A 24409-nucleotide genomic window follows, 5' to 3' on the forward strand; every position below is an offset into this window, starting at 1 on the left:
GTGTCCGTCCCGGTGGTTGCCGGGTCCGTCCCGTGCCCAGGCGAAGCGGCGAACGTTGGTGAGGTCGTGAGGACCTGCCCAGCGTTGCGAGCAGCCGCGTCGGCTGCGCTGCTGTCATGACCATCCAACACCCCGCGGAGCGTGGCGGCGCGAGCCGCGGTACGTTCGCGCGGTTTGCCGAGTGGGGTTCCAACCTCACCAGTTCGCCGCTGTTCTTCTCGTTCTGCGCGCTGCTCGTCGGAGCGTTCGTCGCGGTGCACGCGGCGGGGCTGTCGTTGCATTGGCAGCACGTCGCGGGCGATGCGATGGGCGCGGTCACGCTGCTGTTGCTGGCGTTGTTGAAGAACGCGGAGCGCCGTGCGGAGCACGCCGTCCAGCGGAAGCTGGACGCCCTCGCGACCGCCATGCTTCACCAGTGGCAAGGCGAGCCGGGCAAGGCGCGGGAGTGCCTTGAGGAGGCGATCGGAATGGAAGAGCAGCTCTGACGCGTGACGCGCGGCGGAGTTGCCCCACTCGGCCACCGGCTCAGTGGTGGACGGCCGTGCACTGTCCGTCGGAGAACATCGGAGTGGTGTCAACGGGCAGGCCGGGCTCGGCGTTGACCACGATGTCGGCGCTCTGGGTGATCGACCCCTCGCAGTCGTCGAGCGCGGGTTCCGGCTGCGAACTGGCGGGCCCCATCCACAAGTCGACGTGGTGGACGCCGTTTTGCCAGTCGGAACTGCACTCCGCGCAGCCGTCCTCCATGATGAAGTACTTCTGGAGGAACGGGACGTAGATGCGGGTGCCGGGGGCGAACTCGCCCGGGTCGGTGGCGAAGGTCGCGGGTCGGTCGTACGTGCCGAGGTCCTCGGTCGCCTCGCTGTGGATCTGCGGATAGGCGATCTGAGCGGTGCCGTAGTGGCCGTTCCCGTCGTCGTTGTCGTTGTACCCGTACGACGTCACGTTGACGTTGATGGTCTGGCTGTCCGCGGGCCGCGTCACGAGAGAACGGGCGCCCGCGGCGGGGGAGTTGGTGTGCGCCGACGCGGAGGGCGGGACGAGGGCGAGCGAGAGGGCGCCCGCGGCTATCAACAGGGGTGGGGTCAGACGATGACGCATGGGTTCTCCTATGTGGGGGGCGGACCCGCGTGCGTGGTGTGCGCGCCGAGGGGCGAGGGAGTGCGCGAACCTCTCGGCGTGCGGTCCGTGTGGATCCGTGTGGATCCGTGCGACTCAGTGGTGCGGGTCCGTGACGGTGACGTTGAACTCGGCCGCCCACGGCGCTGCGGACAGCAGGCAGCGAGCGGTGGAGCGCTTCATCGAGGCCTCCGTTTGTGGGGGAGGAGGTTGATGGGTCGCCAACGGAGCGGCGGTTAGGAAAGTTTCCTATCCGTGACGCGTGACTGTAGGCCCGCCACCACCGCCGGGTCAACCCTCCGGGAGACGCCTGAGCCCCAACGCGCCGAGGAGCCACGGGCGTTGTCAGACCCGTCTGCGATGGTGTGGGTACGCGGCTGGGGGGCAGGAGCCGCCCGGATCGACGCTGGAGGGGGCATGGTGGCAGTTCGGGGTGACGGCTGGACAGGCATGGGATGTGAGGAATGGCGGGACTACGGCAGCATCCGGCGGCGCCTGGACCAGGGAGCCGACCCAGAGGCGTGGAGCGGTGGACGGCCGCTGCACCGGGCAGCGGTGTTCGGCTCACCGGACGTCGTCGCGGAACTGGCCCGCCGCGTCGCGGATGTGGACGCGCTGGAGAACGGGACGACCGCGTTGTGGGAGGCGGTCGTCTCCCGCCGCCCCGACAACGCGCGGGCCCTCGCCGCTGCCGGAGCGGACCCCTGGCGGCCCTTGATCGGAGGCTGGTCGGCGGGTCGGCTCAGCTTGGCCGGACCGACGCCGGACCTGTTCGCCCTGTCTGAGGGGGAGCGCGGGCTGACCGCGGCGGAGCGTGCGCTCGCGCAGGAAGGCAGTCGGCTGATCACGGCGTTGGGAGATATCTACTACGAGGGAACGGGCCTGGCCTGCGTGGCCGGGATCCACGCCGAGGAAGCGATACGCCGCTTGGCCGGGAAGCCAGCCACCACCGAGGAGTTGGACGTACTGCTGGCGGCACCCCACGAGTACGACCCGGACGAGGCCCTGCGGATCGTCGGCGTGACGACCGTGCCGGGCGGCTGTGTCATCACCCAGCCGTGGGGTTACGCGCCGACAGCGCCGGGCGTGCTGACCCGGCTGTCCGTCGGCACCGTCTGCTACGGCATGTACGCCAACCCCAAGAGCGGCAACCAGGGCAGCATCGTCCGCGACAAAACCATCGAAGGCTGGGACCTCCACCCGGGCGGCGGACCGAACCTGGACGACACACCCGATGAAGTCCTGGTCTCGTACCTCTACGACTGCAACCCGGTGGCCTACTCGTGTGACCGGGTGGGATTGCGCCTGACCGACGCACGCGCCGTGGTAGGGCCACCCGACACATGGGTCGAACTGCCATGGCGTGACTACTGGGAGGAATGGAAGAACTGGGAGCTCTGACGCGTCAGCTCAAGCATCCGCGTCAGAGCCGGAGTTGGGCGAGGTGGCGGGGTTCGACCACGGTGCTGCCGAGCGGTTCGACGGGTGTCGGCCCCGACGACCCGCGGCTCGGGACTGATCAGTTCAGGGCGGCCAGAGCCGTCTTGGTGGCCTGCGCGATCAGGGCGTCGTCCGAACGGGCGTTGACCTCGCCCCGGTCGGACAGGACGGCGATGGCGATGGGACCGCCGCCGTGGTTCGGCCAGGTGACCGCGATGTCGTTGCGGGTTCCGTACTTGCCGTTCCCGGTCTTGTCGCCGACCTTCCAGCCCGCGGGGACACCGGCCCGGATGTAAGGGCCGCCGGTCGTGTTGCCCAGTAGCCAGTTCCTGAGCAGCTGTTGCCGGTTGTGCGCGAGTGCGTCGCCGAGGACGAGGCGGCGCAGGTCGGTGGCGAGTGCGCGGGGCGTGCTGGTGTCTCGCTTGTCGCCCGGGGTCGCCTCGTTGAGGGTCGGCTCGGTGCGGTTGGTGTTGGTGGTCGTATCTCCCAGATCGCGCAGTGCGCGTTGCAGGCCTGCCGGGCCGCCGAGGTGGTCGAGGACGAGGTTGGCCGCCGTGTTGTCGCTGTACTCCACGGCCGCGCTGGCCAGTTCGCGTAGCGGCATGCCCGTGGCCAGGTGCCGCGAGGTGACCGGCGCCCACTGCTGCAGGTCCGTGGAGCGGTACCTCACCACCTGGTCCAACTCCCCGTCCGAGGCGTGGCGCAGCAGGACGCCCGCGGCGAGAGCCTTGAAGGTCGAGGCGTGCGCGAACCGTTCGTCCGCGCGGTAGGTCACCTCCCGACCGGTGCCGGTGTCCAGCACGTACACCCCGAGCCGGGCGCCGAAGCGCTGCTCAAGCTGGTGGAAGGAGTTGGCCGCCGGGGCTGTGGAGGCACCGCTGTGGGAACCCGCCGGTGCGCTGGCGCCGTTCGCGGCGCATCCGGTCAACACCATGGCAGCCGACAGCGGGGCGGCGAGCAGAGCGGTACGAAGCTTTGTGAAGAGCATGATCGACAGGCTGCCGCCCACCACTCATGCGGGCAAAGACAGATGTGGTCGCTTCCATGCACTTTCGGCATAAGATGTGGTCGTGGACTTGGTGGGGGCGTGCCGTGTGTTCGTGCGGGTGGGCGAGCGGGGGAGCTTCACTCTGGGCGCCGCTGCGGCCGGAGTGCCGCAGCCGGTGGCGAGTCGGCGGATCGCCGCTCTGGAAAAGCACCTGGGCAACGCCCTGTTCGACCGGTCAGGGCGGCGCGCCGCGCTGACCCCGTTCGGGCGGGACCTGCTGCCGTCCGCGAAGCGGCTGGTTGAGCTCGCGGACACGCTGGAGTGCGACGCCGAACAGGCCAGGCTCAGGCCGGTTTCGTTCGCCGTCCCCGACATCTGCCCCGTCCGGGAACTGGCCGCACTTGAGGCGGCCGCGCGGGAGTTGGGTACGGTCCTCGGTTTCCGGACCGCTGGCCCCGCCGCGCGCGGGGAACTGCTCAGCGCCCACGAGGTACGTCTGGCGCTCGTCGCCGTTCCGCCGCAGGAGGCCACCTGGACCGTCCCCCTGGGAGTGGCCACCGCGGTCACCACGGACGCGCGGCCCCTGCGCATCGAAACGCTGCGGCCCCGGCAACCCCAGCGCCCCTTCCAGCGGATCCGGATCCAACCGGAAGACGACCTGCCGCACATCCGGGACCCCCTGGAGCAACTGGGCCACCGTGCCGCCCTCCTACCCGCGCAGATCACCGTCGCGGCCTCGCTCACCGCGGCCGTGTCCGAGACTCTACGGAGCAACGCACTGCTGCTGTGCTCGTCCGCGCAGGCCGACGAACTGGGGCTGTACTGGCGGGAGTTGGCGGGCGCACCCGTTGCCCGCGGGTACCACCTGCGCGCTGGCAGCGGCGACGACGCGCGGCGCCTGAGCGAAGGCCTCTGGGAGCCGATCGCGCGCTGCCTGGGCGTACCCGGCAACCGACAGGAGCGGCCGTGAACACCCAGCGGGCCATCCGGGAACTGCGGGCCATGCTCAAGGAGGCGGGGCTGTCCGGCTCGTTCCTGGTCCGGGACCTGGCCACCGGTGACGAACTCGGCATCACCCCCGATGTCGAGTTGCCGATCGCATCCCTGGTGAAGGTGCCGCTCGCGGTAGCCGTGCTGCAGCGCGTCCAGGACGGGCGGCTCGACGGCGCCGCCATGATCGACGTGCCACCGGGACGCAACACCTCGCCCGCCCAAGTGGGACTGAGCAGATTCCGCCACCCGGCCCGGATCGCCGTCGAGGACCTGCTCTACCTCAGTACCGCGCTCAGCGACAACACCGCGTCGGACGCCCTGTTCGGCCTCGTCCCACCCGCAGACGTCAACCGCACCCTGGTGAACGCCGGTATCACCGGCATCACCATCCGCCACCTGATGCGCGAACTCATCCAGACACCTGTGCAGCGGTTCGAGCCGCGCGACGTTCATCTCGCCCAGTCCCTGGCGATCGGCTCCCGCACCGCGGGGCACGGGCACCCGCTCTCCCAACTGGACGTCACCCGTACGAACTCGGGGACGGCCAGAGCATGCGTCGACCTTCTGCAGGCCCTGTGGGTTCCGGTACATGTCCCGGCTGAGGTCGCCGCGCAGGTGCGCTCGCTCATGGGCGCGAACGTGGTACGGCACCGACTCGCACCCGACTTCAGTTCGGATGCCACACGCTGGTCGTCCAAGACCGGCACACTGCTCAATCTGCGCCATGAGATCGGCGTGGTCGAGCACGACGACGGCTCGCGGTACGCCATCGCGGCCCTGACCGAGTCCACGGTGCCCGCCGCCACCCAGCCGACGGCGGAGGCCGTGATGGCACATGTGGCCCGATCCCTGCACGACCGACTGCGGGCGCGGTAGGCCGAATTGGCGCCCGCTGCTTCGTCCCGTCTCACACGGGATGGGCGATCCACCGCCAGGCCCGTCAGACGACCCGCCGGACCGTCCGGCTACGGGAGTGCGTAGCCGAGGCGGCCGTCTTTGTGCGGGTAGCCCTCGCAGTTGGGGTCGGTGCTGGTCATGTGGTCGCCGTCGGCGGGGTTGTAGCAGCGGTAGAGAGGTACGGAACCAGGGACCTGGGTCGTGTAGATGTAGCCGAGGCGTTCGTCCTTGTGGGGGTAGCCCTCGCAGTTGGGGTCGGTGGTGTCGAGGTGGTCGCCGTTGGCGGGGTTGTCGCAGCGGTAGAGGGGGATGGTGTCGGCGACCTGGCGGTCGGGGATGTGGCCGAGGCGGCCGTCGAGGTCGGGGTAGCCCTCGCAGCTGGTGCTGGTGGTGCTGACGTCGGTGGTGGTGAGGTGGTGGCCGTTGGCGGGGTTGTAGCAGCGGTAGAGGGCGGTGGGTGGGTGCGGCTGATGGCCGGGCGAGTCCGCGAACGCGACTTCCGGGTAGTTCGGGGACGGACCATCGAGCAGGGGGCTGTGCTGGTGGCGTAGTTCCTTGTCGAAGAACGCCGCGAGATAGACGCGTTGGAGCTCGATGGCGCGGTCGGGGGCGATCGTGCCCAGGTCTTGGACGAGTTGGGTGGGGGACAGCTTGAAGGGGCCGGGCGCCTGGGACCAGAGAGCTTCGTAGTCGATGAAGGAGACGTGCTGGGCGCCGAGCAGCTTCAGGTCGAACCGCTCGCCGTGCAGGTGCTCCCAGAAGGTCGCCCAGCTCGGATCGTCGTTGCGGGAGTGGTTCTGGGAACTGAACAGCAGGAACGGGCGGTTGAGGTCCCGAGTGGTCTCCGGTCCGAAGAACTGTCCGTCCAGGTTCGCACCGGCACCGATCCTTGAGTCTGCCTGCATCGCCGCGGGCACCACTGCTCCGCCGAGGGAAGCGCCGAACATCCCGATGCGGCTCATGTCTATCGCGCCGGACAGCCCGTGGGGGAGGGGCGCGTGGTCCACGTCCGGGTTGTGGCCGTGGGCGATCACGTTCAACTGGTCGATGACGAAGCGGGTGTCAGCGACCCGGGTGGCGATCACGCGGGACGCCGGGGTGGTGGGCGGCATGGTGCCAACTTCGAGCCGTCCGCCGGGGAACTGCACTTCGCTGTCATCGTGGGTGTCGTCGAGGGTGACGACCAGGTAGCCGCGGCTGGCCAGGTCTTCGGCGAGCGCGGTGCCCGTCGCGCGGTCCGAGCCTCGCCCAGTCGAGTACAGCACCACCGGCAACTTGCCGACCTTGTGATCAACGGGGGCTCCGGTGTGCCCGGCGGTCGTGGGCAGGGTCACCGTGTTCGGCGGGATCTGCCAGTTGCCCAGGAAGTGCGCGGCGGCGGCCGACGGCAGCCAAGGTGCGGCGGGATGGTGCGCGGTGTCCGTGGCCGGGTACCACAGCGACACCATCAGCTCGCGCGGCTTGTTGCCGGGCTCCCATGGGTCCGTGCGTGTCGTGTCGTGCAGGTGGAGGTCGACCGTCCCGACGCGATGGGGCCCGGTCGGAGCGGGGAGCGTCAGCTCGCCCGGGGTCTCCGCCGCGCCCAGGGGCGCCGTCTTGGCCGTGGGCGTCCCGGCGGCCTGGTCAGCAGCGGTGGCTGGCACGATCCCGGCGCCAAGGACGACGGCCAGTGTGCCTGTGGTACCGGCGACCCGGGCACGCAACCGGCCGTGGTTTCTTCGTGCGTGCTTGGCGTGCTTCATGGGCAACTTCCTCCGTGAGGGGGGGGCGCCGAGTGATCGGCGAACGGATTGCCGCGCATCGTAGCGGTGTTCAGGGTCTTCGTTGCAACTCCGCTTCGCTGTAGGGGATTTCGCGTGGTGAGTGACTGTCGGTAGTGACTCGTCATACCTGTTGTGACACCGCAAGCCGCATAAAGGGGCATCGGATACGGCTAACCCTGCGGCCGGGCCCTGGCTACTGGTCAGTAAATTAAGGGAGTTGACGTGGAGTCATTTGCGGTGCCGGTGAAGATGATGTAGTAATTTTCCCGCGCTTACTGATCACCACAGGCCAGGGCGGTGCAACTGGCGACCGCTGCCGTTCGGCGCTCTCGCGTGGCAGCGGGTATGCGCAGCAGAATTAGTCGGTTGCAGCACGTGTGCAAGGAAAGAGTTCGGGCGCCATGGGTCCGAACCGTATTCCGTGAACCGCACACCGGCCGATCGTGCAGGAACGCCGCCGGGTGATGACCCGGCATGCTCCAGCGCCAAGCGCGTCACTTCCCCCCACATCTTGAAAGAGTTCCGTACATGCGACGTTCGCGCGTCATAACTTTGTGGAGACCATTCGCGGTGATCGCGATAACCGCGATCACCGCCGCGTTCCTGCTCAGCGGTGGCAACGCCCGGGCCGGTTCCGTGACCGGTTCCGTGACCGGCGGTCAGGGCCACTACGGCAGCATCAACGAAAGGTCATCGGCCAGCCTTTCCGCCCATATCGTCGGTCAGGCCGCGGTCGGCAGCACGGTCGCGATGACCTGCCGTGTCCAGGGTGACGCGGTGGAGAACGACCCCCGATGGATCTGGTCGGACTCCGGATCCTTCTACATAGCCGCCGCTTTCATCAAAGGAAACACCGGCAACCTGCCGGTCTGCTCACCCTCCCGCTCCCACCCCAGTGGACGGGTGGCCCTCACCATAGACATGCAAAAGCAGGTCCAGGACGAATGGTGCTGGGACGCCACCGGCCTGACCATCGCCAAGTACTGGGGTTACACCCAGTACAACCAGTACGACTTCTGCCGCCTTGCGGCCCAGAACGGAAACCTCAGCTGCGACGACCAGCCTGCCACGCTCGACGACATCGCCAACGGCCTGGCGAACGTGGGGCTGAACAACACCGGATACGACCTTGACCGCAGTGCCTCCTTCTCCCAGGTAGGCAAGGAGATCTACGGCGGCCGTCCCTTCGCCGTCCGTATCGGATGGAATTCTGGCGGCGGCCACATGAACGTCATCTACGGCTACGACCCGTCATCGCAAATGATCGCGGTCGGCGACCCCTGGCCGTCCACGCAGACCTACACATGGTGGAACTACAACGACTACGTCAGCAACTCGTCGTTCCAGTGGACCCATTCACGTGTCGGGATACACAAGTAAGGCGGTCGGCAATGCGCGGCAAGAGAATTTCTGAACAACGGGGTGCTGCTCGTCTCGCGGGCCTGTCCCTTTCTCTCGGTGCGGTGGCGGCTGCGCTCTCCACCGCCTTGTCCGGCCAGGCGCAGGCGGCCGATGCCCCGAGTGCCATCCCCGACTACGAAGGCGCACGGCAGGTACTCCAGACCACACAGGTGCACAACGCGGTCTCCCGGTTCCTCAATGTGACGGCGAACGTCGGCGCCGACGGCGGCTCCGGCGCTGCGGCACCAACGGCGGCCGGGGCGCATGGCGATCAGCAGGCGTTCAACTTGAACGACCCGGTCGCGCTGTACGAACTCGCGCCCGATTTCGTCACCGGAAAGGCGAAGCCCACCGCAGGCAACGTGGCACGCCTGTCGTACTTGGCCTCCTTGGCCACTGGCGCCAACGGGCACAAGGCCACGGTCCTGCTCTCCTCCACGGCCAAGAGCGGCGGCAGTTGGCACTTGGCGGGCGTGCGCGACGGCGACAGTGATGTCAGCTATGAGCAACAGACCACAGGCCGCTCCATGGTCTTCACCGAGCCGCAGATCCACGCCTGGTACCGCTTGAACGACAACACCGTCGAACCGCTCAACCGGGAAGCAGCCTCAGGACTGCGAGGCAAGCGGGCGGTGACGCTGGCTGACTACCAGAAGCTGGTGCACAGCCGCTACGCGGACAAACTGCCGGGGTCCGGGTATGACCGCAAGGGTCTGGCCGGTGGCTACGGCCTGGCATCCACGCCGTCACCTCCGTCCTCGTCGCCCACGCGACTCGGCGTAGCGGGAGTGGTGGCGGCCGCGTTCGCCGGTGGCGCCATCACGGTGTGGCGCCGCAACCGCAGGCGGCCGCAGGCGAGTTGAGGGGCGGCGCTGACCTGGGTGTGGTGTCGCGAAGCCCAGCCAACCCCAACTCATGAAGAGCCTGGCGCCGGACTCCTCGCATCGGGAGTCCGGCGCCAGCGCCTCGGTGTAGCAGCGCTGAGCAGCAGCAAACACGTTACTCAGTACGGCACTTGGAGGCGGAGACTTCAGTTTTCCCCGGTCAGCCGGTCGAGTTGGGATTGCAGTTGGTCAAGGCGGGCGTGCAGCAAAGCCGCTTCGGCGGACAGCAGGGGAACCATGTCGGCGTCGCTCGCTGGCACTGCGGAGTTGGCAGCCCAGGCCACCGCCTGCTCATCGCGGCTGACCGACACGCCACCGGCCAATCGAGCGAACTCCTCCAGGCTCAGCACCGGGCGCGACGCGGCGCACGCCGCGCACAAAGGCAGGAGCCGACGCCAGCCCACGAGCCCGTCGCCAGCATCGGCGAACGCCTTTGCCGGCCAACCGCAACCGCAGCGTCCGGCTCGCACCGCTGTCACCGTCTGCCGCGAGTAGCGCAACCCCTTCTCACAGCGGATGTAGTGTCCACGTGCCTCCACCTCAAGCAGCACGCTGTGCTGGAATTCGGAGTCACACGCCAGCGCTCGCGCGTCACTGAGGGAGTGGAAGCAGTAAAACCCGCAGCCGCACCAGGTCGCGGGGCAGTGGTGGGCGGCGTTGCCCACGCACTCAGCGTCGGCGGTGATCCCGTAGGCACGCGAGCGGCCCAGGGAAACGCCGGTGAACCCCGCTTCCGTACCGTCCGCGGAAACCACGGGGTAGGCAAGCTTGTAGCCGCGCAGCGGCACCTGCTGCCGCTCCCGTGGGATCCTCCGGGCGGTGAACCAGCCCACCATGGCCTAGCTGTCGGCGGCGCTGCTGGCGAACTCCTCCGGGCACGGACGCTCCTCGGACGGTGCACTGACTTCGGCTTCGCCTCGCGGCGGGATGTCGGCACCATCACGCGAGAGCTCGGACTCGGGTATCCGCTCGGTTTCCTCGACGACACCCACAGCAAGCTTTCTGCCCAGCCTCATGGTTGCCTCCTTGAAGTCAATTCCAGGAGCGCATCTCTTTTCCAGGCTGACGAGCCACACGCGAGATGTCCAGTGCAAGGAAGGAGTCGGCCGAGAGCAACGACTGACACCGATTCCGCCGCCGCGGGTCGGCACGCTTGACGCCCCAGCGATGCCGTGCCTGGCAGCGTGGGAAGCGGTTACCGGCGTGTGGCGGCCGGTGGGTGCAAGGCGGCGGTGGTGCGCAGAGATGTCTCAAGGACGGTCAGGCGCCGTGTGGCATCCATCAGGTTCGCGCCCATCACGGTCAGATCCGCTGGGCTGGGGGCGATGATCCGGACCTTTGCTCCCGCGTCGCGCACCAGCTTGGCTTCGCGTAGTACGCGTCGGCTGGCGGTGTGACGCAGGCGGCGATCCAGCCGGTTGGCCACGCCGTGGGGCTGGTCGGTGGTCCGGGTGGCGGTCGGCGCCAGCACGAACACCTCGTCCAACCCCCCCGGCGCCATGAGGTCCAGGTTCGTCTCGGACCAGACGCCGCCGTCGATGTAGCGGTGCCCGTCGATGGGTATCGGTGCGAACCAGGCAGGCAATGCGCACGAGGCCACGACCGCGTCGGCCAATCCAACGCGCGGCGCCCCCGGAGTGCCGAAGACGACGCGGTCGCCGCTGTCGAAGTCCACGCTCACGATGCGCAGCGCGTCGCCCGCGGGCCAGGCGTTGCTCGGGTTGAGCGCTGCGAAGGCGGACCGGACGCCGAGCAGTGGTCCGCGTCCTGGAGGGAGCAGCGCGGCGATCATGGTCGGTAGTGGGAGGCGGCGTGGGTGCAGAGCCAGCCCTCGCAGAAGGCGTGGCGAACCCATCCCCATGCCGGGGCGCATCGGTCGGGCGCCTCCGACCCAGGTGTCGTAGTCCACGCGCACGCCGCGCAGTGGGCCGGTGGTTACCTCCAGGCCGCGTTGGTGGTCGCGCAGCTCGCTCGTACGTACCCCCAGTGCGAGGCCCGAGGCGATGATGGCACCCGCGGAGGTGCCGAGGATCACGTCGGCGGTGCGCGGATCCCAGTCAAGGGCTTCCTCCAGCGCGCACAGTGCGCCGATCGTCCACGCCGCACCGAGGATTCCGCCGCCGCCGAGGACGAGTCCTCGGCGCGGGCGGGAGGACGGGCCCTCAGCCGATCCGCCATCGCTGGGCTGGGGTATCGCTACGTCTGTGGCCATGTGAGTGCCTTTCCGCGCGATAGAGCGCCAGACGCGTGGTTTCGCCTGGCAACCGACTGTCCAACGCGACAGGCACCGTCAGTATTCCGGCCAACTCGCCCACGCCTGCTGCGATACCGACCGGAAGATCCGTCGGCCGATGGTTTGAATTCTCCCTGCCGGGGGTACAGGGACGGGTCAGCGCCCAGGTCTATGTACCCCTGACCGCGCTGACCGCTGCCGGGGGTACATGGGCGGGTCAGCGGCTGGCTCGGTCCAGCCTGAGGGCCAGTACCGGGCAGGCTGCGACCGCGCGGCGCGCGTGGTCGAGGAGCGTGCCCGGGACCTCGGTGGCCCGCAGCACGGGGTAACCCCACTCGTCGAGGCCGATGAGCTCCGGAAGCAGTTCCGCGCACAGGCCGTGGCCGTCGCAGGAGATGGGATCGACGCGCAGGGAGTGGCGCTTGGGCATGCCGCTCACCGCCAGTCCCGTCCTTCGGGCGCGTGTGATGCGCCCACACCGAGCACTGGTTCGCGCTCGGCACCTGCGCAGGGACCGTTGCGCACGTGGTGGCGGACGTCCTCGGCGAAGACCCGCAGCGCCGTCGCGGCCAGCCGTGACGCCCCATCAGGATGGCGGCAGGCGCCGCGCCCCGGGAGCAGGCCGACCCTGCGCTCCAGCCGCTCCAGGTCACCGGCACCGCCAGCGGCCAGTTCGGCGAAGTCGGCGGCGACGGCGGGCAGTCCCAGTCGGCACGGACCACACTGCTGGGCGCTCTGGGCTGCCAGGTACTCCAGCACCCGCGCGGTCTCGACCAAGCCGCAGGCGCTCTCCGGCAGCGCGATGACCACCCCGGCGCCCGGTCCCGCGCCGACCTCGGCCAGCGCGCTTTTGGTGAACGGCACCGCCATGGCCTCCCGTGCCGCCAGCCAACTGCCGAAGAACCCGCCGAGCAGTACCGCGCCCAGCGGTGCGGACCGGCCCCCGGCGACGTCCAGCACAGCATCGAGCGGCAGCCCCATCGGCACCTCATAGACGCCGGGCTGGCGGACGGCACCGGAGAGCGTCACCAGTGTGGTGCCGGGCGCCTCGGGCCGACCGGCGCGGCGGAACCACGTCGGACCGTACCGGGCGATCAACGCGATGTGGGCGAGCGTCTCGACGTTGTCGATCAGGGTGGGGCGGCTGTCGACCCCTTTTTCGAAGGGGCGCGGCGGAGTGACCGCCGGGCGGGCGTCACCGCCGTTCAACCAGCTCACCAGCGAGGTCTCCTCGCTGGACACATAGTGGTGGGGCAGCGCGTGCACCTGCGTCGGAACCGGGTCGATGCCGCGCTGGCGGCGCTGTTGTACGGCTTCGGCGAGCTGGCGTATCTGGTCCTGCCGGGTGCGGGGCAGACACAGGTGCACCACCTGCGCCCCCACGGCGACGGCAGCCAGTACCGCGCCGTCCAGCACCAGGTGCGGTGCGAGGGCGAGCAGCACCTCGTCCTTGCGGCTGGCAGGCTCGCTCTCCATACCGTTGGCAACGACCACGGCGGGACCGCGCGCCTCGGCGACGGTGCGCAGTTTGCGGCCGGTGGGGAAGGCGGCGCCACCACGGCCGGTGAGTCCCGCGTCCTCCACCGCTCGCACGAGGGGTGCGACCGTCCGGCGGCGGGTGGTGCGCGGCAACGGGGGCGGCCCGTACCTGTTCAGGTGCTCGTTGAGGTCGGCGGGTCCGCCGGTGGTCAACCAGCCGTGCAACAGGCGGGCGCCATGCGGTCCGGTCAGGTCGTCCAGAGCGCTGGTGCTGGAGAGGACAGCGGGCTGCTCCGTCATGGGGAGCCTCCGTGGGGTGCGCGGGCGGAGGACTGCCCGTATCGGACGGTCAACGGTGTCGCGGGCGCGCCACCCCTGGCATGCGTCGGGCCGGAGAACAGGAATCCGCCCAAGGCGGCCGGAACCGCCAGCGCGGTCAACGCGGCCGAGAGGCGGGCCGCGACCCGACCGGGGCCCGCCCGGTACAGCCGCCAGCAGACCACGGTGACGACGGCCGCGAGACATCCCGTGTACAGCCCCAACTGAAGCGGCAACCGCGCGTCCGTACCCGGCGTGGCGTGCACAAGCGCCACCGGCCAGGCCGCGTAGGCCAGCCAGTGCACCGCCTTCCAGCGGCGCCGACCCAAGCGCAGCCGTACGGCGCTCGTGACCGCGACGGCCAGCAACATGTCGGAAGCGACTGTGGCCAGCCCGAGCCACGGCGCCCGGTACGAGGAGACGAACGGCACCGCCGCGGCCCACCAACTCACCGGGACGAGGGGATCGGCGATCGTCGTGACGATGTGCAGTCCCAGGAAGGCGAGGGTGAGCACCGACAGGTTGCGGTGCAGTGCGCTGATCTCGAAGCGGGCGATCCGCTGGGGGGCGTAGCGGCCTCCTACCGCGATGCCGAGTACGGCGGTCGCCGTGAGCAGCAGCAGAGCGATGGTGCCGCTTGCCCGGGTGGCGTACCACAGGGGACGGGGACCGCTCGCGGCGAACTGCATGATGCCGGTCATCGGATGTCTCCCGTGTCGGCCGCGGATCTGTTGCCGGAGGGCAGCCAGAGCGCGACGGGTGGGAGCGCGGTGCCGGTCATGACGCTCGGTATGCGGAGTGCGACGGAATCGGAGGTACAGGCGGCGTCCGCGTCGGTGCCTGCGGTGAGGCGGGTGCCCCGGCGGGGTCGGCCGACGGCGAGGAAACCGCGGCGGAGGTCGGCGCGCCCGGCCGCGGACAGGGGGAGGCGGTGGCGGGACGGACAGCGCTGCTGGCGAAGGCCGAAGACATCCCCGGCAGCGCATGGGCGTACCCGGCGCCGAGGGCTACGAAAGCGACGGTGGCGGACGCGGCGGCCCAGCGGGTCGCCTTTCCCACCCGCCGCAGCCCTCGGTCGCGCCGCCGTACCGCACTGTCGTCCGGGGCCTGGTCGGAGTGGGACATGGCTCCTCCTCGTCAGCCGTCGGTGATCCACGCAGGGGCGCCACACGGCCTGTCGGCCCGTGGCCGCACGGGGGATGTCCATCCACCAGCGTGCGCAAGGATCCACCGGGATCCGGCCGGTCTCTCTTTTGAACCGGCAGAGATCGACACAGATCGGTGAGTTCCGCAGCACGGTAACCCGGTATGTGGACAGGTGGCCGAATTCTGTGACCCAGGTCTCGTAGTAGCCGGGCCACATCGGTCCGCCGACTGGCGGCGCTTCGGCTCGATGGCCGTGACGTGCGCCTCCGCATCGTCGGACCGCGAAGTCCTGCGGGCTTCGCGGGGGCTGCTGGTTCGGCCGGAAACGATGCCTACAGCTCTTGTGGCGGTTTGTGACTGTTTTGTTGGAACTGCTCCGCTCTGCGCAGTCTGGCGGGAGCGACGCAGCCGATGGCTGGGCGCCTGCTGGATTGACCAGCAGTTGCGGCAGTTCAGTTCACGACGGCGTGAGCAGCGTGCCGTGCCGCAGCGCCTCCAGGTCACGTACCACCAGCCGCCCCCTACTGCGCCCGGCGGCGAGCACGCCGTTGCTCTGCAGTCGCCTGACGTGCCGTCCCACCGACTCGCGGCTGATGCCGCACCAACCGGCCAGGTCCAACTGCGTGACCCCGGCGATCTCCACCCCGTCCCGCGTGTGCACGCCCTCGGCCCGGGCCAGCCGCAGCAGAAGCCGGTTGAAGCGCAACTCCGTGGAGGCGACGGCCAGATCGGCCTGGCACTGGTCCGCCTCCCGCAGCCGCTCGATCATCACGACCAGCAGATGCGCCGTCAGCGCCGGGCGCGCCGCGAGCAGTCTGTGGAACGTGGCCTTGGCGAAAACGTGCGCCATCACCAGAGGCGAGACCACTGTGACCGTCGCGCTGCGCGGGCCGCCGCGGATCGCCGCCATCTCACCGATGATGTCGCCCTCGCCGCGCAGCGCCAGGTACGTCCCCACCCCATCCTCCCCGTGCGCGACCACCCGGCACTTGCCGCTGGCGATCACGGCGGTGCTGCCGTCGTCCTCTGCCTCGGAGAACACACGCTCGCCCCTGTGGAAGCGGCGGCTATGGCCGGAGCCGACCAGTTCGGCGCGCTCCGCTTCAGTCAGCAGGTCCCAGAACCTCACCGGTGACATGCCGCAAGTGTCATCCGATAGTGACTCCCTATGCGGCAGTTGACGCTTTTCGGTCACTCCTGAGCTGTTGTGATGCTGCGACCCCCACTCGGACCGGCCCAGGAGAAACACGTGACTGAACAGTTGAGACAGAACCGGTCAGCCGACCGCAGCGTGAACCGCGACGCCACCGTCGGCAACAGCGCCAACGGCAACAGCGGCATCACGTTCAACACCGGCGGAGACGCCACCTTCGGCGACGGCAACCTCATCGCGAACGGCGACATCACTCAGGACAACAGCCAGCACACCACCAAGAACACCTTGAAGCAGCGCCACCCTGTCGGGTTCGCCCTGCTGGTGCTTCTCGCGGCCGGAACGACGGTCGGCGGCGGGGTGGCCCTGACGCAGATCGGCGGGGGCTCCGGCGGCGATGGCGTCGACACCTCCGTGGTCAGCGAGCCGGGTGCTCGGGGTGCGACCGACACCGCGCGTCAGATCCGCGCCGCCGAGAAGGCCGGTGACCCCGCCGCGTGGTGCACGTTGGCCGCTCCCACCGACTCGGGGTGCCAGAACACCATGGGCGGCCAGTTCCAGCGCCGCTCCCAGTCCTACCGGGACCGCGTCGACCAGGTCCAGATAGGCACCCCGCGGCTGTCCGGCACCAGCGCCCAGGTCCCGGTGAGTTGGAACGGCAAGGAGCAGGGCACCGTACCGCTCACCTGGTCCGGTGGCCGCTGGCAGATGGGCAGCGGCTACGCGGCCATGACCGAGTTGGCGGGCGGTGTCTTCCTCTCACTCGTCGACTCGCAGAGCGGACAGCTCACGCTGGGCGGGATCCCGCTGCCATGACGACCGAACCGAACCTGCCCGCCCGCGGCACCAGCCTCCGGCCCGCCTCCGGACACACCGCGCACGATGCGCCCCGGCACGCACTCGTCCTGGTCACCGACGTCGAAGGGTTCGGCCCGCGCAGCGACCGCGAGCAGATGCGCACCCGCGACGACCTCTACAAGGTGCTGCGGGCCGCGCTCGGCCCGGCGGCGTGGCGGGCCTGCATGTGCGAGGACCGCGGCGACGGCGTGCTGCTCGTCGTTCCCCCGCAGGTCCCCAAGGCGGTCGTCCTCGGCGAGGCGCTGCACGCGCTCGACGCGGGGCTGGCGCGCCGCCACCGCGGCGACCCGCCGCTGCGCCTACGCGTGGCCGCGCACGCGGGCGACGTGCGCTTCGACGAGCACGGCATCGGCGGCCACGCCGTCAACCACGCCGTCCGGCTCGCCGACAGCGCACCCCTGCGCGAGGCGCTCGCCGCGGCGCGCGGCGACAGCGCCCTGCTGGTCTCGGAGGCCCTGTACGAGACCGTGGCCCACGATGGCCACCCTGCCCTCGACCCGGGGGCGTTCCATCCCGTGGACGTGGCCGTCAAGGAGACGCGGACGCGGGCCTGGCTGCGTGTCCCGGGCGACGACGCGACCGCGCGGGCGATCGCCGCCCGTACGCACACGGCGGCAGCGGACCGGCGGACGGAGGCCGAACCGCGCCCCGGGGGCGTGTCGTTCACCTCGGGCGGTGACCTGTCCATCTCCCGCGGGTTGGTGGCGAACGGCGACATCACCGTCGGCCGCGAGCGCCGCCGCTGGGGGTGGCGCAAGCCATGATCCGCCCCCACCGCGCATTCGCGGCCCTGGTACTGGTCACCGCCACCGTCGCGCTCGCCGGGTGCGGCGGTGAGTCCGGTCCGTCCTCCAGGGCCGAGGTATGCCGCAGCTTCGACAAGCTCGGCGACCGCATGCTGGCCGCGAACGGCGTCTTCGACGACCCGCTGTTCCATCAGACCGGCGACCTGGCGGGGCTCACCTCCCGCTACCCCGGCCCGCCCGACCTGTCGGCGGACGCGGCGCGCCTGCACCGGATCGCCGGGTCCAACTCCACCACCGGCGCGGATCTGCTGGCCGCCACCGAGCACATCGCCGACTTGTGCGGCCACCCGCTCGGCCTGGGCGGCACGCTGTGACAGCGCCACGACCCCGAACCCACCACGAAGACCTCACGGGGGCACTCATGAACGGTATCCGGCTGGCACTCCTCGGGGCGGTGCTGACCGCCGTGGGACTCTTCGCCATCCCGCGGCTGCGTACGTACGACGACGAGTGCACGTCGCTCCTCGGCCGACTCGCCCAGTTCGGCGACCAGTCGGTCAACCTCAAGTGCAGCGCGGTCGAGACGCTGGTCGACTACCGCGGCTGGATCTTGGGAGGGGGCATCGCGGCACTGACCGTCGGGCTGGTTCTGATCCTCCTCACGGTGATCGCGGCGGCCAGGAGCTGACCGCGCCGCGCGCCACGGCTCCGGGCGGCGACCCCGCGCGGCCTGGGACGACGCCCCCAAACCACCGGCCGTCGCCGCCGATGCCAAGGAAAGAAACAACCAGTCAGGACACGATGCGTCCCCGGAGCGTTAACCCGGCCGCAACTCCTCCTTAAGCAGGCCATAAAACCCGCCATCGCCCCCGGGACACGTGCTTGTGCCCGTTTCCCGGAGGTTAGCGTGCTGCCTTCCCCCCTCTCCAAGGAAGGCAGGTTTCCCATGGCTCGTCCATCACCTCCCGCCGTTGCCTGCACCCAGGGCGTGGCCCGTCGCGACGCCCGCCGCTCGGGACCACCGATGCGCCGCGCTGGCCGAGAGGAGGCACATGCCCTGCCCTGACCGCCTGTTGCGCGAGGATGGCGCCGACTTCGAACGACTCGTGCACCAGGCGTTGAACTGCGCGGAGATCCGACAGGCGCTGCGGCGCACTCGCGGCGTGGTCAACGCCGAGCAGTTGCGGACCCTGGCGATGCGAGCGAGCGCGGAGATCGCGGCCAGCGCCACCGCCGAGTACGCCGCCTACCTTCGGCGGCGGATGGCGGCCGCAGCGGCGCAACCATGGCCGCCCGGGTCGACGCCCGCAGGGCGTGGTCGGGCACAACTCGCCGCCATCCTGGCCGCGTTGGTCCCGCCACTGGCCGGTGTTGCCGCAGCCGTGTTCCTGCTGCTGGGCTACGGTCTGGAACTCACCACCGGCCAGCTGGAGTTGGCGCGCTCGCTGGTGATCGCGGGGTGGACGTCCGCGCTGGTTTCAGCGGTGGTGGCGCTCGGCGGCGCCATCGCACTGGTGGCCGCCGCCGCCCGCACGCCGTCGGGTCCCGGCGCCCCGCCCCTTGCGGATCCGGCTGTCGCGCACGCCCGCGCGGTGTGGCAGGCCACGCTGTGGGAACGCGGCCTGCTGCCGTTCCTACGCCGCCAACTCGCGGCGCCCTGCGGGCCAACCCCGGTCACCGTCCCCCCGGGGCGCCCGGAGCGGTTAACGGTGGCCGACGCGTCAGCCCATCCTCGCCGCGACGGCGGTTGAGCTGACACGTCCCGCATCGCTCCCGCCCCGCCGGGTGCCCGGCCGGGCGGGAGTCCTAAAGGCCCCCTTCACCTCAATGCCGTTGTGCTGGTGCGGCCTGCCGATCAGCCTTGCGGCTCGCTGATGTTGACCAGCCAGGGGATACCGAACCGGTCCGTGCACATGCCGAAGACATCGCCCCACATCTGTCTCTCCAGAGGCACGGCCACGGAGCCGCCAGCGGACAGCTTCTCCCAGTAGCCACGCAGCTCGGCACCGTCGTCGCCGCTGAGGCTCACGGAGATGTTGTTGCCCGGAGTGTGTTTCATCCCCGGCGCGGTGTCGCCAGCCATCAGGACGAAGCCTGTCGGCGTCTCCAGCATGCTGTGCATGACCTTGTCTGCCTCCGGCGCGTCGGCCTGGCCGAACTCGCCAAAAGTGTGCAGCGTCAGCGTGCCGCCGAAGGCCTCCCGGTAGAACTCCATCGCCTGCCGGGCATCGCCACCGAAGGTGAGGTACGGGTTGAGCCGCGAGGCCATAAGAACCTCCAGAGTCGGAGCAAACGTTCGGATGCCTCCAGCCTAGGCCGGGCCACCGACAACGGCCGGAGCATCTCCGCACAGCGCCCGGCTGCTCACCGTTCTGCCCGATCGACATCGCCCCCAAGGGGCCACGAACACCCGCACATCCAGGACTGCTTTGCGGTCGAGGCGCAGATGTGGCCGATGCACACGCGCCGCGTCGGCTTCCCGGTGCATCGGGTCTCCCACTGTGGTTGGGAGTGCGGCCGTCGGAGCTAGTGCCGCATCGTGCAACGTTCGCCCTGCTGTCGGCTGGTGGATTCAGCCCATGCTGAGTGACGCGGTCTACTCGGCCTCTAGCTGGTGGTCGGCCCAGACGTAGCTGTCGGGCAGCAAGTCGGTGATAGGGACAGTTCGGATGCGGTCGGCTTCGCGGACGATGACCTTGAGGGCGGGGAAGTAGTCAAGGAGGACTTGACGGCACCGGCCGCACGGGGGAGCAACCCCTCGGTCGCGGTCGCCCACGGCGACTATTGTGTCCAACTCGTAGGCGCCCTCGGCGGCTGCCGCGCCGATGAGGACCAGCTCAGCGCAGGGCCCTCCCGTGAAGTGGTAGGCATTCACCGCTGTGACGATCCGGCCGTCCCGGGCACGGGCCGCGGCTGCCACGGTGTGGTTGTCGCCCCGGCAGCGAGTGCGGGCGACGTGCGCTGCGGCCTGGATGAGTTCGTGGTCGACGGGATGGGTCTGTGTGGTCATCTTCTCTGCCTTCGTCAGGTGTCAGGTGACGGTGACCCGGGTGACGAGGCCCCGCAAGCGAATATCGGCGGCGTGCTTGTTTTCCCAGATGATGTTATGTGAGGCCTCGCAGGGGCCCGCCGTTATTCACAGTCACCCGTTCGGAGTAGTCCGTCTCGCGCCCGGCATGTCTGCCAGCCGACTGCGCGCATCCTGAAACCAGGAGCCCTGTTCAGTGACGGCCCCGGTACCGGCCCGGGGAACCTTCCGCACCTGAACCGCCTGCGGACCCCCAGGGCTGAACAGCCCAGCGACCGTACGGGCGCTCAACCAGGCCGACGTGGCCCGAACTCCGTTGGCGCCACCGGCCGAAGTAGCCTGGCAGCGCCCAGATGCGTGTGCTTGTCACCCGAGACTGCCCTCTCGGGTGACAACCGAGCGTGCGACCACAACCGTCCGGTGTGACGGGTGCCCTTGCCGGAGTGCTGCGACGGCAGCCATTCAGCCAGTGCCCGCCCGGCTGAGAGCCAGGTCCCTGTAGGGCAGATCCACCGCCGGGCAGTCAAGCAGGTCGAGTTGCTCCTCGACCTGTCCCACCAACTCCGCGGCGTCGTCGGCGTCCGCGCTCAGCACCTCGACCTCCACGAAGCTGCCGACGCCCGCCACGGTATCGATGGCGACCACCACCTCCCGGTATGCCGGATGCCGGTAGACGGTGCGGGTCTTCTCCAGCCGCACAAGCAGGCGCATCCCGATGCGCACCAGCATTTCCTCCGCCGTCGCGGCTTGCCCAGGGCCGAGTACGAGGTTCGTCTCCGGCCCAGACACCATGTGCGTCGCACCGCGAGCCCCATCATCGGACGCCGGTTTGTAGGTGATCTCCGTGGATTCGCCGCGCTGCCGCACCCAGAGACACTCCATCGTCTCCAGGTAGTCGACGTCCGGCCGGGAGTAGTACGTATCCACCTCGGCCACCGACGGTCCGGCCTGCCAGCCCAGATTGGCCAGCAGCGCCTCCAAGTGCTCCCCGCCGTCGGGGAGTTGGCGCTTACGCTCCACCTCGACCAACTTGCCAGGCATGTGAATCGACCTCCTGGTGCAGAACTCGTGATCAGTCTCGTTGCGATAGCGGCATCCTGGGCGCAGGCATCAGTCAGACGGCGGCGGTGACCCCGAAATCCTCCCGTTCTGATCGCCATGAGCCACCAACTCCCGCAGATCCAGACCTCTACCCGGAATTGGCGACCGCAGGCACGTCTCGCCGTCGCGGAGCCGAGGAGTCGAACTCCTCTCCGGTTTGACGACCCGGCCTTGAAGCCTGGTCCTAGAAGACCTACACCATGAGGCGGACAAGGCGACGCAGGCACGCTTGATCCTCAAGGTCGCCGGGATTGCGTTGGCCGAGCCCAAGCTGCGGCAAATGTTTCCTTTCACGAGCCACCGGTCGCTCCGCTCCAGCCCTCGCGCACCGGATTCCGACGTGAGTCAACGAAGCAGCGTCTCGAGCCACGACCTCGCGTTACGCGACAGTCATCTCGAAGCCGCGCTCGGATGCGCAGGCATCTGCTGGCAGCTCCCGTATCAACGTTCCGCCATATGCGGCGCGCGCTGCCGCTGTGTGAGGGATGTCCGTCCGCAGCGGACGAAAAACCGGACGAAAAACCGGACGAAAAACGGACGACCAAAGAGAAAGGCAAGGAGTGCCCACTCCTTGCCACTCTCAATGTATAGCGCACCAGGGGTCTTGCGGCAAGGCCCCGGTCGTGCCGCAGAATCTCCGATCGAAGCCAGAATCTGTGGACATCAGGGACCCGCGGAACACGTGCGTTTTTGGCGCTGTAGGGGCCTTGGGGGACGCCGAACCTCCGGAAGACTCGCAGTGCGTCTGCGGGCACTCGGCGCGGAAGCGCGGGGCGCGTGGGCACGTGGATGCGCGGGTGGGCGTCCCGGTCTGCGCGGAGTAGCTGGCTGACATCCAATCTCGTGAATGGGGGGCGTGATGATTGACGTCATCGTGGTCGGCGGTGGACCGACGGGCTTGATGCTGGCCAGTGAGTTGCGGCTGCACGGCGTGCACGTGGTCGTCCTGGAGAAGCTGACCGAGCCGTCCGTGCAGTCCCGCGGACGTGGCCTGCACGCGCGCAGCGTCGAGATCATGGACCAGCGCGGGCTGCTGGACCGGTTCCTCGCGGTCAGTGAGAAGTTCCAGGTCGGCGGTTTCTTCGGCGGTATCCACAAGCCGTGGCCGGACCGGCTGGACACGGCTCACCCGTACGGCCTCACCATCCCGCAGTCGGTCGCCGAGCGGTTGCTCAACGAGCGTGCCGTCGAGCTCGGTGCCGAGATCCGGCGCGGCTGCGAAGTGGTCGGCCTGAGCCAGGGCGGGGACGGGGTGACCGTCGAGCTGGCCGACGGCACGCAGCTGCGCTCGCGCTACCTGGTCGGTTGCGACGGCGGCCGCAGCACGGTGCGCAAGCGGCTCGGCGTCGGCTTTCCCGGCGAGCCCGCCACGGTGGAGACGCTGCTGGGCGAGATGGAGGTCACCGAGGATCCGGCGACGATCGCCGCCGTCGTCGCGGAAGTCCGCAAGACCCAACTGCGGTTCGGTGCCATCCCCAACGTGGACGGGAACGAGGCGGTGTACCGCATCGTGGTGCCCGCCGAGGGAGTGGCGGAGGACCGCATGGTCCCGCCGACCCTCCAGGAGTTCAAGCAGCAGCTGCGGGCCTTCGCGGGTACCGACTTCGGCGCGCACTCACCGCGGTGGCTCTCCCGGTTCGGCAACGCCACCCGGCAGGCCGAGCGCTACCGCGTCGGCCGGTTGCTGTTGGCTGGCGACGCGGCGCACATCCACCCGCCGACCGGCGGGCAGGGGCTCAGCCTCGGCATCCAGGACGCGTTCAACCTCGGTTGGAAACTCGCCGCCGAGGTGAATGGCTGGGCGCCGGAGGGGCTGCTGGACAGTTACCACACCGAGCGTCACCCGGTGGGCAGCCAGGTGCTGGACAACACCCGCGCGCAGATGACGCTGATGGGAACCGATCGGGGGGCGACGGCCCTGCGGGAGTTGCTCTCGAAGCTGATGGACTTCGAGGAGGTGAACCGGTACGTGACCGGGATCATCACCGCGGTCGGCGTCCGCTACGACTTCGGCGAGGGCCACGAACTGCTCGGCCGACGGTTGCGGGACGTGGAACTGAAGCAGAGCCGTCTCTACGAGTTGACGCATGGCGGCCGCGGACTACTGCTCGACCAGGCCGGCCAGCTCTCGGTGGCGGGCTGGGCGGATCGGGTCGACCATGTCGTCGACGTAAGTGAGGAGTTGGATGTCCCCGCGGTACTGCTGCGGCCGGACGGCCATGTGGCGTGGGTCGGAGAAGATCAGTGCGATCTGCTCAGCCAGCTGTCCAAGTGGTTCGGCGCCGCGGTCAGTTGAGTGCGCAGTTGTGGCTCGCGGGGGCGGGGCCGTGGTGACGGAGTAGGCGAGACGGTGGTGAGTCGACCACGTTGACCGGGGCGCATTCGTCGAGGTGTGGGCCACTCGTAGCCCCAACAGCGGCCAGTAGCCGACAGCCTGCGGGTAGCTCGCCCGCTCCGCCTCCCGGGGGGCCGTTGCCGGGGGCGCCCACGTGACCGTTGTGGTACGCCCCGGCGTAGTTCCCCGGCCGCGGTTCGTGGTGTCGACCGTCAGCCGAAGGCCACCAGCAGGACCGAGACCAGGATGACGGCGGCCGCGCCGACGACGAATGCCCACATCACCTTCTGCTGCCAGGGAGCGGTGTAACCGCCGCGAAGTGCACTGCCCATCCGCCCGTACTGCTCGACTCGCCCCATGGGGGTCAACGGGTCTGCCGCTCCCTGGGGCATCCCTTGCGTCCAGTCGGGCCCGGCCTGTGGGTACCGACGGCGCCAGTGCTCATCCTCACGCCACGGTAGCGTCATGGCGTTCGCCCCCTTACTCGTTGTGCGTTCGCCTCTTCGCTTCCCCTAACCCGACAGCGG

General features: G+C 69.5%; 27 protein-coding genes. 13 read left to right on the plus strand and 14 right to left on the minus strand.

What is annotated here, in order from left to right:
• Positions 1–116 precede the first annotated feature (116 nt).
• Positions 117–485 (plus strand): low affinity iron permease family protein, encoded by a 369-nt coding sequence (locus NON19_RS02195; RefSeq protein ID WP_255924797.1) that lies wholly within the window; start codon positions 117–119, stop codon positions 483–485.
• Between the two features lie 40 nt (positions 486–525).
• On the opposite strand, the gene NON19_RS02200 is transcribed toward NON19_RS02195, so the two are convergent.
• Positions 526–1101 carry a hypothetical protein gene (locus NON19_RS02200; RefSeq protein WP_255924798.1) on the minus strand — a complete coding sequence of 192 codons (576 nt, stop codon included), beginning with the start codon at positions 1099–1101 and terminating at the stop codon, positions 526–528.
• Between the two features lie 435 nt (positions 1102–1536).
• On the opposite strand from NON19_RS02200, the gene NON19_RS02205 reads away from it, so the two are divergent.
• Positions 1537–2520 carry an ankyrin repeat domain-containing protein gene (locus NON19_RS02205; protein ID WP_255924799.1) on the plus strand — a complete coding sequence of 328 codons (984 nt, stop codon included), beginning with the start codon at positions 1537–1539 and terminating at the stop codon, positions 2518–2520.
• A gap of 118 nt (positions 2521–2638) precedes the next feature.
• Here NON19_RS02205 and bla read toward each other — a convergent pair whose 3' ends face one another.
• A complete protein-coding gene (gene bla, locus NON19_RS02210; protein ID WP_372513980.1) occupies positions 2639–3493 on the minus strand; it encodes a class A beta-lactamase in 855 nt (284 codons plus the stop codon).
• Between the two features lie 136 nt (positions 3494–3629).
• Here bla and NON19_RS02215 point away from each other — a divergent pair, with 136 nt between their 5' ends.
• Together NON19_RS02215 and NON19_RS02220 are read left to right on the plus strand one after the other, a co-directional pair.
• Positions 3630–4517 (plus strand): LysR family transcriptional regulator, encoded by an 888-nt coding sequence (locus NON19_RS02215; RefSeq protein WP_255924801.1) that lies wholly within the window; start codon positions 3630–3632, stop codon positions 4515–4517.
• On the plus strand, positions 4514–5416 hold the full coding sequence (locus tag NON19_RS02220; protein ID WP_255924802.1) for a serine hydrolase: 903 nt from the start codon (positions 4514–4516) through the stop codon (positions 5414–5416). Before NON19_RS02215 ends, NON19_RS02220 begins: the two co-directional genes overlap by 4 nt.
• A gap of 89 nt (positions 5417–5505) precedes the next feature.
• Here the strand turns inward: NON19_RS02220 and NON19_RS02225 are convergent, their stop codons facing one another.
• Positions 5506–7179 (minus strand): alpha/beta hydrolase family protein, encoded by a 1674-nt coding sequence (locus tag NON19_RS02225; RefSeq protein ID WP_255924803.1) that lies wholly within the window; start codon positions 7177–7179, stop codon positions 5506–5508.
• 591 nt (positions 7180–7770) lie between these two features.
• Between NON19_RS02225 and NON19_RS33270 the strand changes: the two genes are divergently transcribed.
• Positions 7771–8580 carry a papain-like cysteine protease family protein gene (locus tag NON19_RS33270; protein WP_255924804.1) on the plus strand — a complete coding sequence of 270 codons (810 nt, stop codon included), beginning with the start codon at positions 7771–7773 and terminating at the stop codon, positions 8578–8580.
• A gap of 83 nt (positions 8581–8663) precedes the next feature.
• Complete coding sequence (locus NON19_RS02235) at positions 8664–9464, plus strand: hypothetical protein (RefSeq protein ID WP_255924805.1); 801 nt, start codon at positions 8664–8666, stop codon at positions 9462–9464.
• Positions 9465–9631: 167 nt separating this feature from the next.
• On the opposite strand, the gene NON19_RS02240 is transcribed toward NON19_RS02235, so the two are convergent.
• The 7 genes from NON19_RS02240 to NON19_RS02270 form a co-directional block, all read right to left on the minus strand.
• Positions 9632–10273 (minus strand): hypothetical protein, encoded by a 642-nt coding sequence (locus NON19_RS02240; protein ID WP_255924806.1) that lies wholly within the window; start codon positions 10271–10273, stop codon positions 9632–9634.
• Between the two features lie 51 nt (positions 10274–10324).
• Complete coding sequence (locus tag NON19_RS02245) at positions 10325–10501, minus strand: hypothetical protein (protein ID WP_255924807.1); 177 nt, start codon at positions 10499–10501, stop codon at positions 10325–10327.
• A 179-nt stretch (positions 10502–10680) separates the two neighbouring features.
• Complete coding sequence (locus NON19_RS02250) at positions 10681–11697, minus strand: patatin-like phospholipase family protein (protein WP_255924808.1); 1017 nt, start codon at positions 11695–11697, stop codon at positions 10681–10683.
• A gap of 238 nt (positions 11698–11935) precedes the next feature.
• Positions 11936–12148: a ferredoxin gene (locus NON19_RS02255; protein ID WP_255925020.1), complete on the minus strand. Its 213-nt coding sequence runs from the start codon at positions 12146–12148 to the stop codon at positions 11936–11938.
• A 5-nt stretch (positions 12149–12153) separates the two neighbouring features.
• Positions 12154–13497 (minus strand): NADH-ubiquinone oxidoreductase-F iron-sulfur binding region domain-containing protein, encoded by a 1344-nt coding sequence (locus NON19_RS02260; RefSeq protein WP_255924809.1) that lies wholly within the window; start codon positions 13495–13497, stop codon positions 12154–12156.
• Entirely contained in the window at positions 13494–14216 is a 723-nt protein-coding gene (locus tag NON19_RS02265) for a ferric reductase-like transmembrane domain-containing protein (RefSeq protein ID WP_255924810.1), read from the minus strand. Before NON19_RS02265 ends, NON19_RS02260 begins: the two co-directional genes overlap by 4 nt.
• Positions 14217–15118: 902 nt before the next feature.
• Complete coding sequence (locus NON19_RS02270) at positions 15119–15799, minus strand: Crp/Fnr family transcriptional regulator (RefSeq protein ID WP_255924811.1); 681 nt, start codon at positions 15797–15799, stop codon at positions 15119–15121.
• Between the two features lie 111 nt (positions 15800–15910).
• Between NON19_RS02270 and NON19_RS02275 the strand changes: the two genes are divergently transcribed.
• The 5 genes from NON19_RS02275 to NON19_RS02295 all read left to right on the plus strand — a co-directional run bounded on the left by NON19_RS02275 (position 15911) and on the right by NON19_RS02295 (position 19169).
• Entirely contained in the window at positions 15911–16630 is a 720-nt protein-coding gene (locus NON19_RS02275) for a hypothetical protein (protein WP_255924812.1), read from the plus strand.
• The gene (locus NON19_RS02280; RefSeq protein WP_255924813.1) at positions 16627–17436 is read left to right on the plus strand and encodes an adenylate/guanylate cyclase; all 810 of its coding nucleotides are present in this window, start codon (positions 16627–16629) and stop codon (positions 17434–17436) included. The genes NON19_RS02275 and NON19_RS02280 overlap by 4 nt, the downstream gene beginning before the upstream one ends.
• Positions 17433–17792 (plus strand): molybdenum ABC transporter substrate-binding protein, encoded by a 360-nt coding sequence (locus NON19_RS02285; protein WP_255924814.1) that lies wholly within the window; start codon positions 17433–17435, stop codon positions 17790–17792. Before NON19_RS02280 ends, NON19_RS02285 begins: the two co-directional genes overlap by 4 nt.
• A gap of 47 nt (positions 17793–17839) precedes the next feature.
• Complete coding sequence (locus tag NON19_RS02290) at positions 17840–18106, plus strand: hypothetical protein (RefSeq protein ID WP_255924815.1); 267 nt, start codon at positions 17840–17842, stop codon at positions 18104–18106.
• A 364-nt stretch (positions 18107–18470) separates the two neighbouring features.
• Positions 18471–19169, plus strand: coding sequence for a hypothetical protein (locus tag NON19_RS02295; protein WP_255924816.1), 699 nt, complete (start codon positions 18471–18473; stop codon positions 19167–19169).
• Positions 19170–19273: 104 nt separating this feature from the next.
• Here NON19_RS02295 and NON19_RS02300 read toward each other — a convergent pair whose 3' ends face one another.
• The 3 genes from NON19_RS02300 to NON19_RS02310 form a co-directional block, all read right to left on the minus strand.
• Positions 19274–19687, minus strand: coding sequence for a VOC family protein (locus NON19_RS02300; protein WP_255924817.1), 414 nt, complete (start codon positions 19685–19687; stop codon positions 19274–19276).
• 327 nt (positions 19688–20014) lie between these two features.
• Entirely contained in the window at positions 20015–20428 is a 414-nt protein-coding gene (locus NON19_RS02305; RefSeq protein ID WP_255924818.1) for a cytidine/deoxycytidylate deaminase family protein, read from the minus strand.
• Between the two features lie 480 nt (positions 20429–20908).
• The gene (locus NON19_RS02310) at positions 20909–21487 is read right to left on the minus strand and encodes a class IV adenylate cyclase (RefSeq protein ID WP_255924819.1); all 579 of its coding nucleotides are present in this window, start codon (positions 21485–21487) and stop codon (positions 20909–20911) included.
• A gap of 238 nt (positions 21488–21725) precedes the next feature.
• On the opposite strand from NON19_RS02310, the gene NON19_RS33570 reads away from it, so the two are divergent.
• Together NON19_RS33570 and rox are read left to right on the plus strand one after the other, a co-directional pair.
• Positions 21726–22379: a DUF6193 family natural product biosynthesis protein gene (locus tag NON19_RS33570; protein ID WP_372513981.1), complete on the plus strand. Its 654-nt coding sequence runs from the start codon at positions 21726–21728 to the stop codon at positions 22377–22379.
• A 27-nt stretch (positions 22380–22406) separates the two neighbouring features.
• Complete coding sequence (rox, locus tag NON19_RS02315; protein WP_255924820.1) at positions 22407–23843, plus strand: rifampin monooxygenase; 1437 nt, start codon at positions 22407–22409, stop codon at positions 23841–23843.
• Positions 23844–24094: 251 nt separating this feature from the next.
• Here the strand turns inward: rox and NON19_RS02320 are convergent, their stop codons facing one another.
• Positions 24095–24241 carry a hypothetical protein gene (locus NON19_RS02320; RefSeq protein WP_255924821.1) on the minus strand — a complete coding sequence of 49 codons (147 nt, stop codon included), beginning with the start codon at positions 24239–24241 and terminating at the stop codon, positions 24095–24097.
• Positions 24242–24409: the final 168 nt, after the last annotated feature.

It is taken from the genome of Streptantibioticus rubrisoli (assembly GCF_024436055.1).
Lineage (GTDB): Bacteria > Actinomycetota > Actinomycetes > Streptomycetales > Streptomycetaceae > Streptantibioticus_A > Streptantibioticus_A rubrisoli.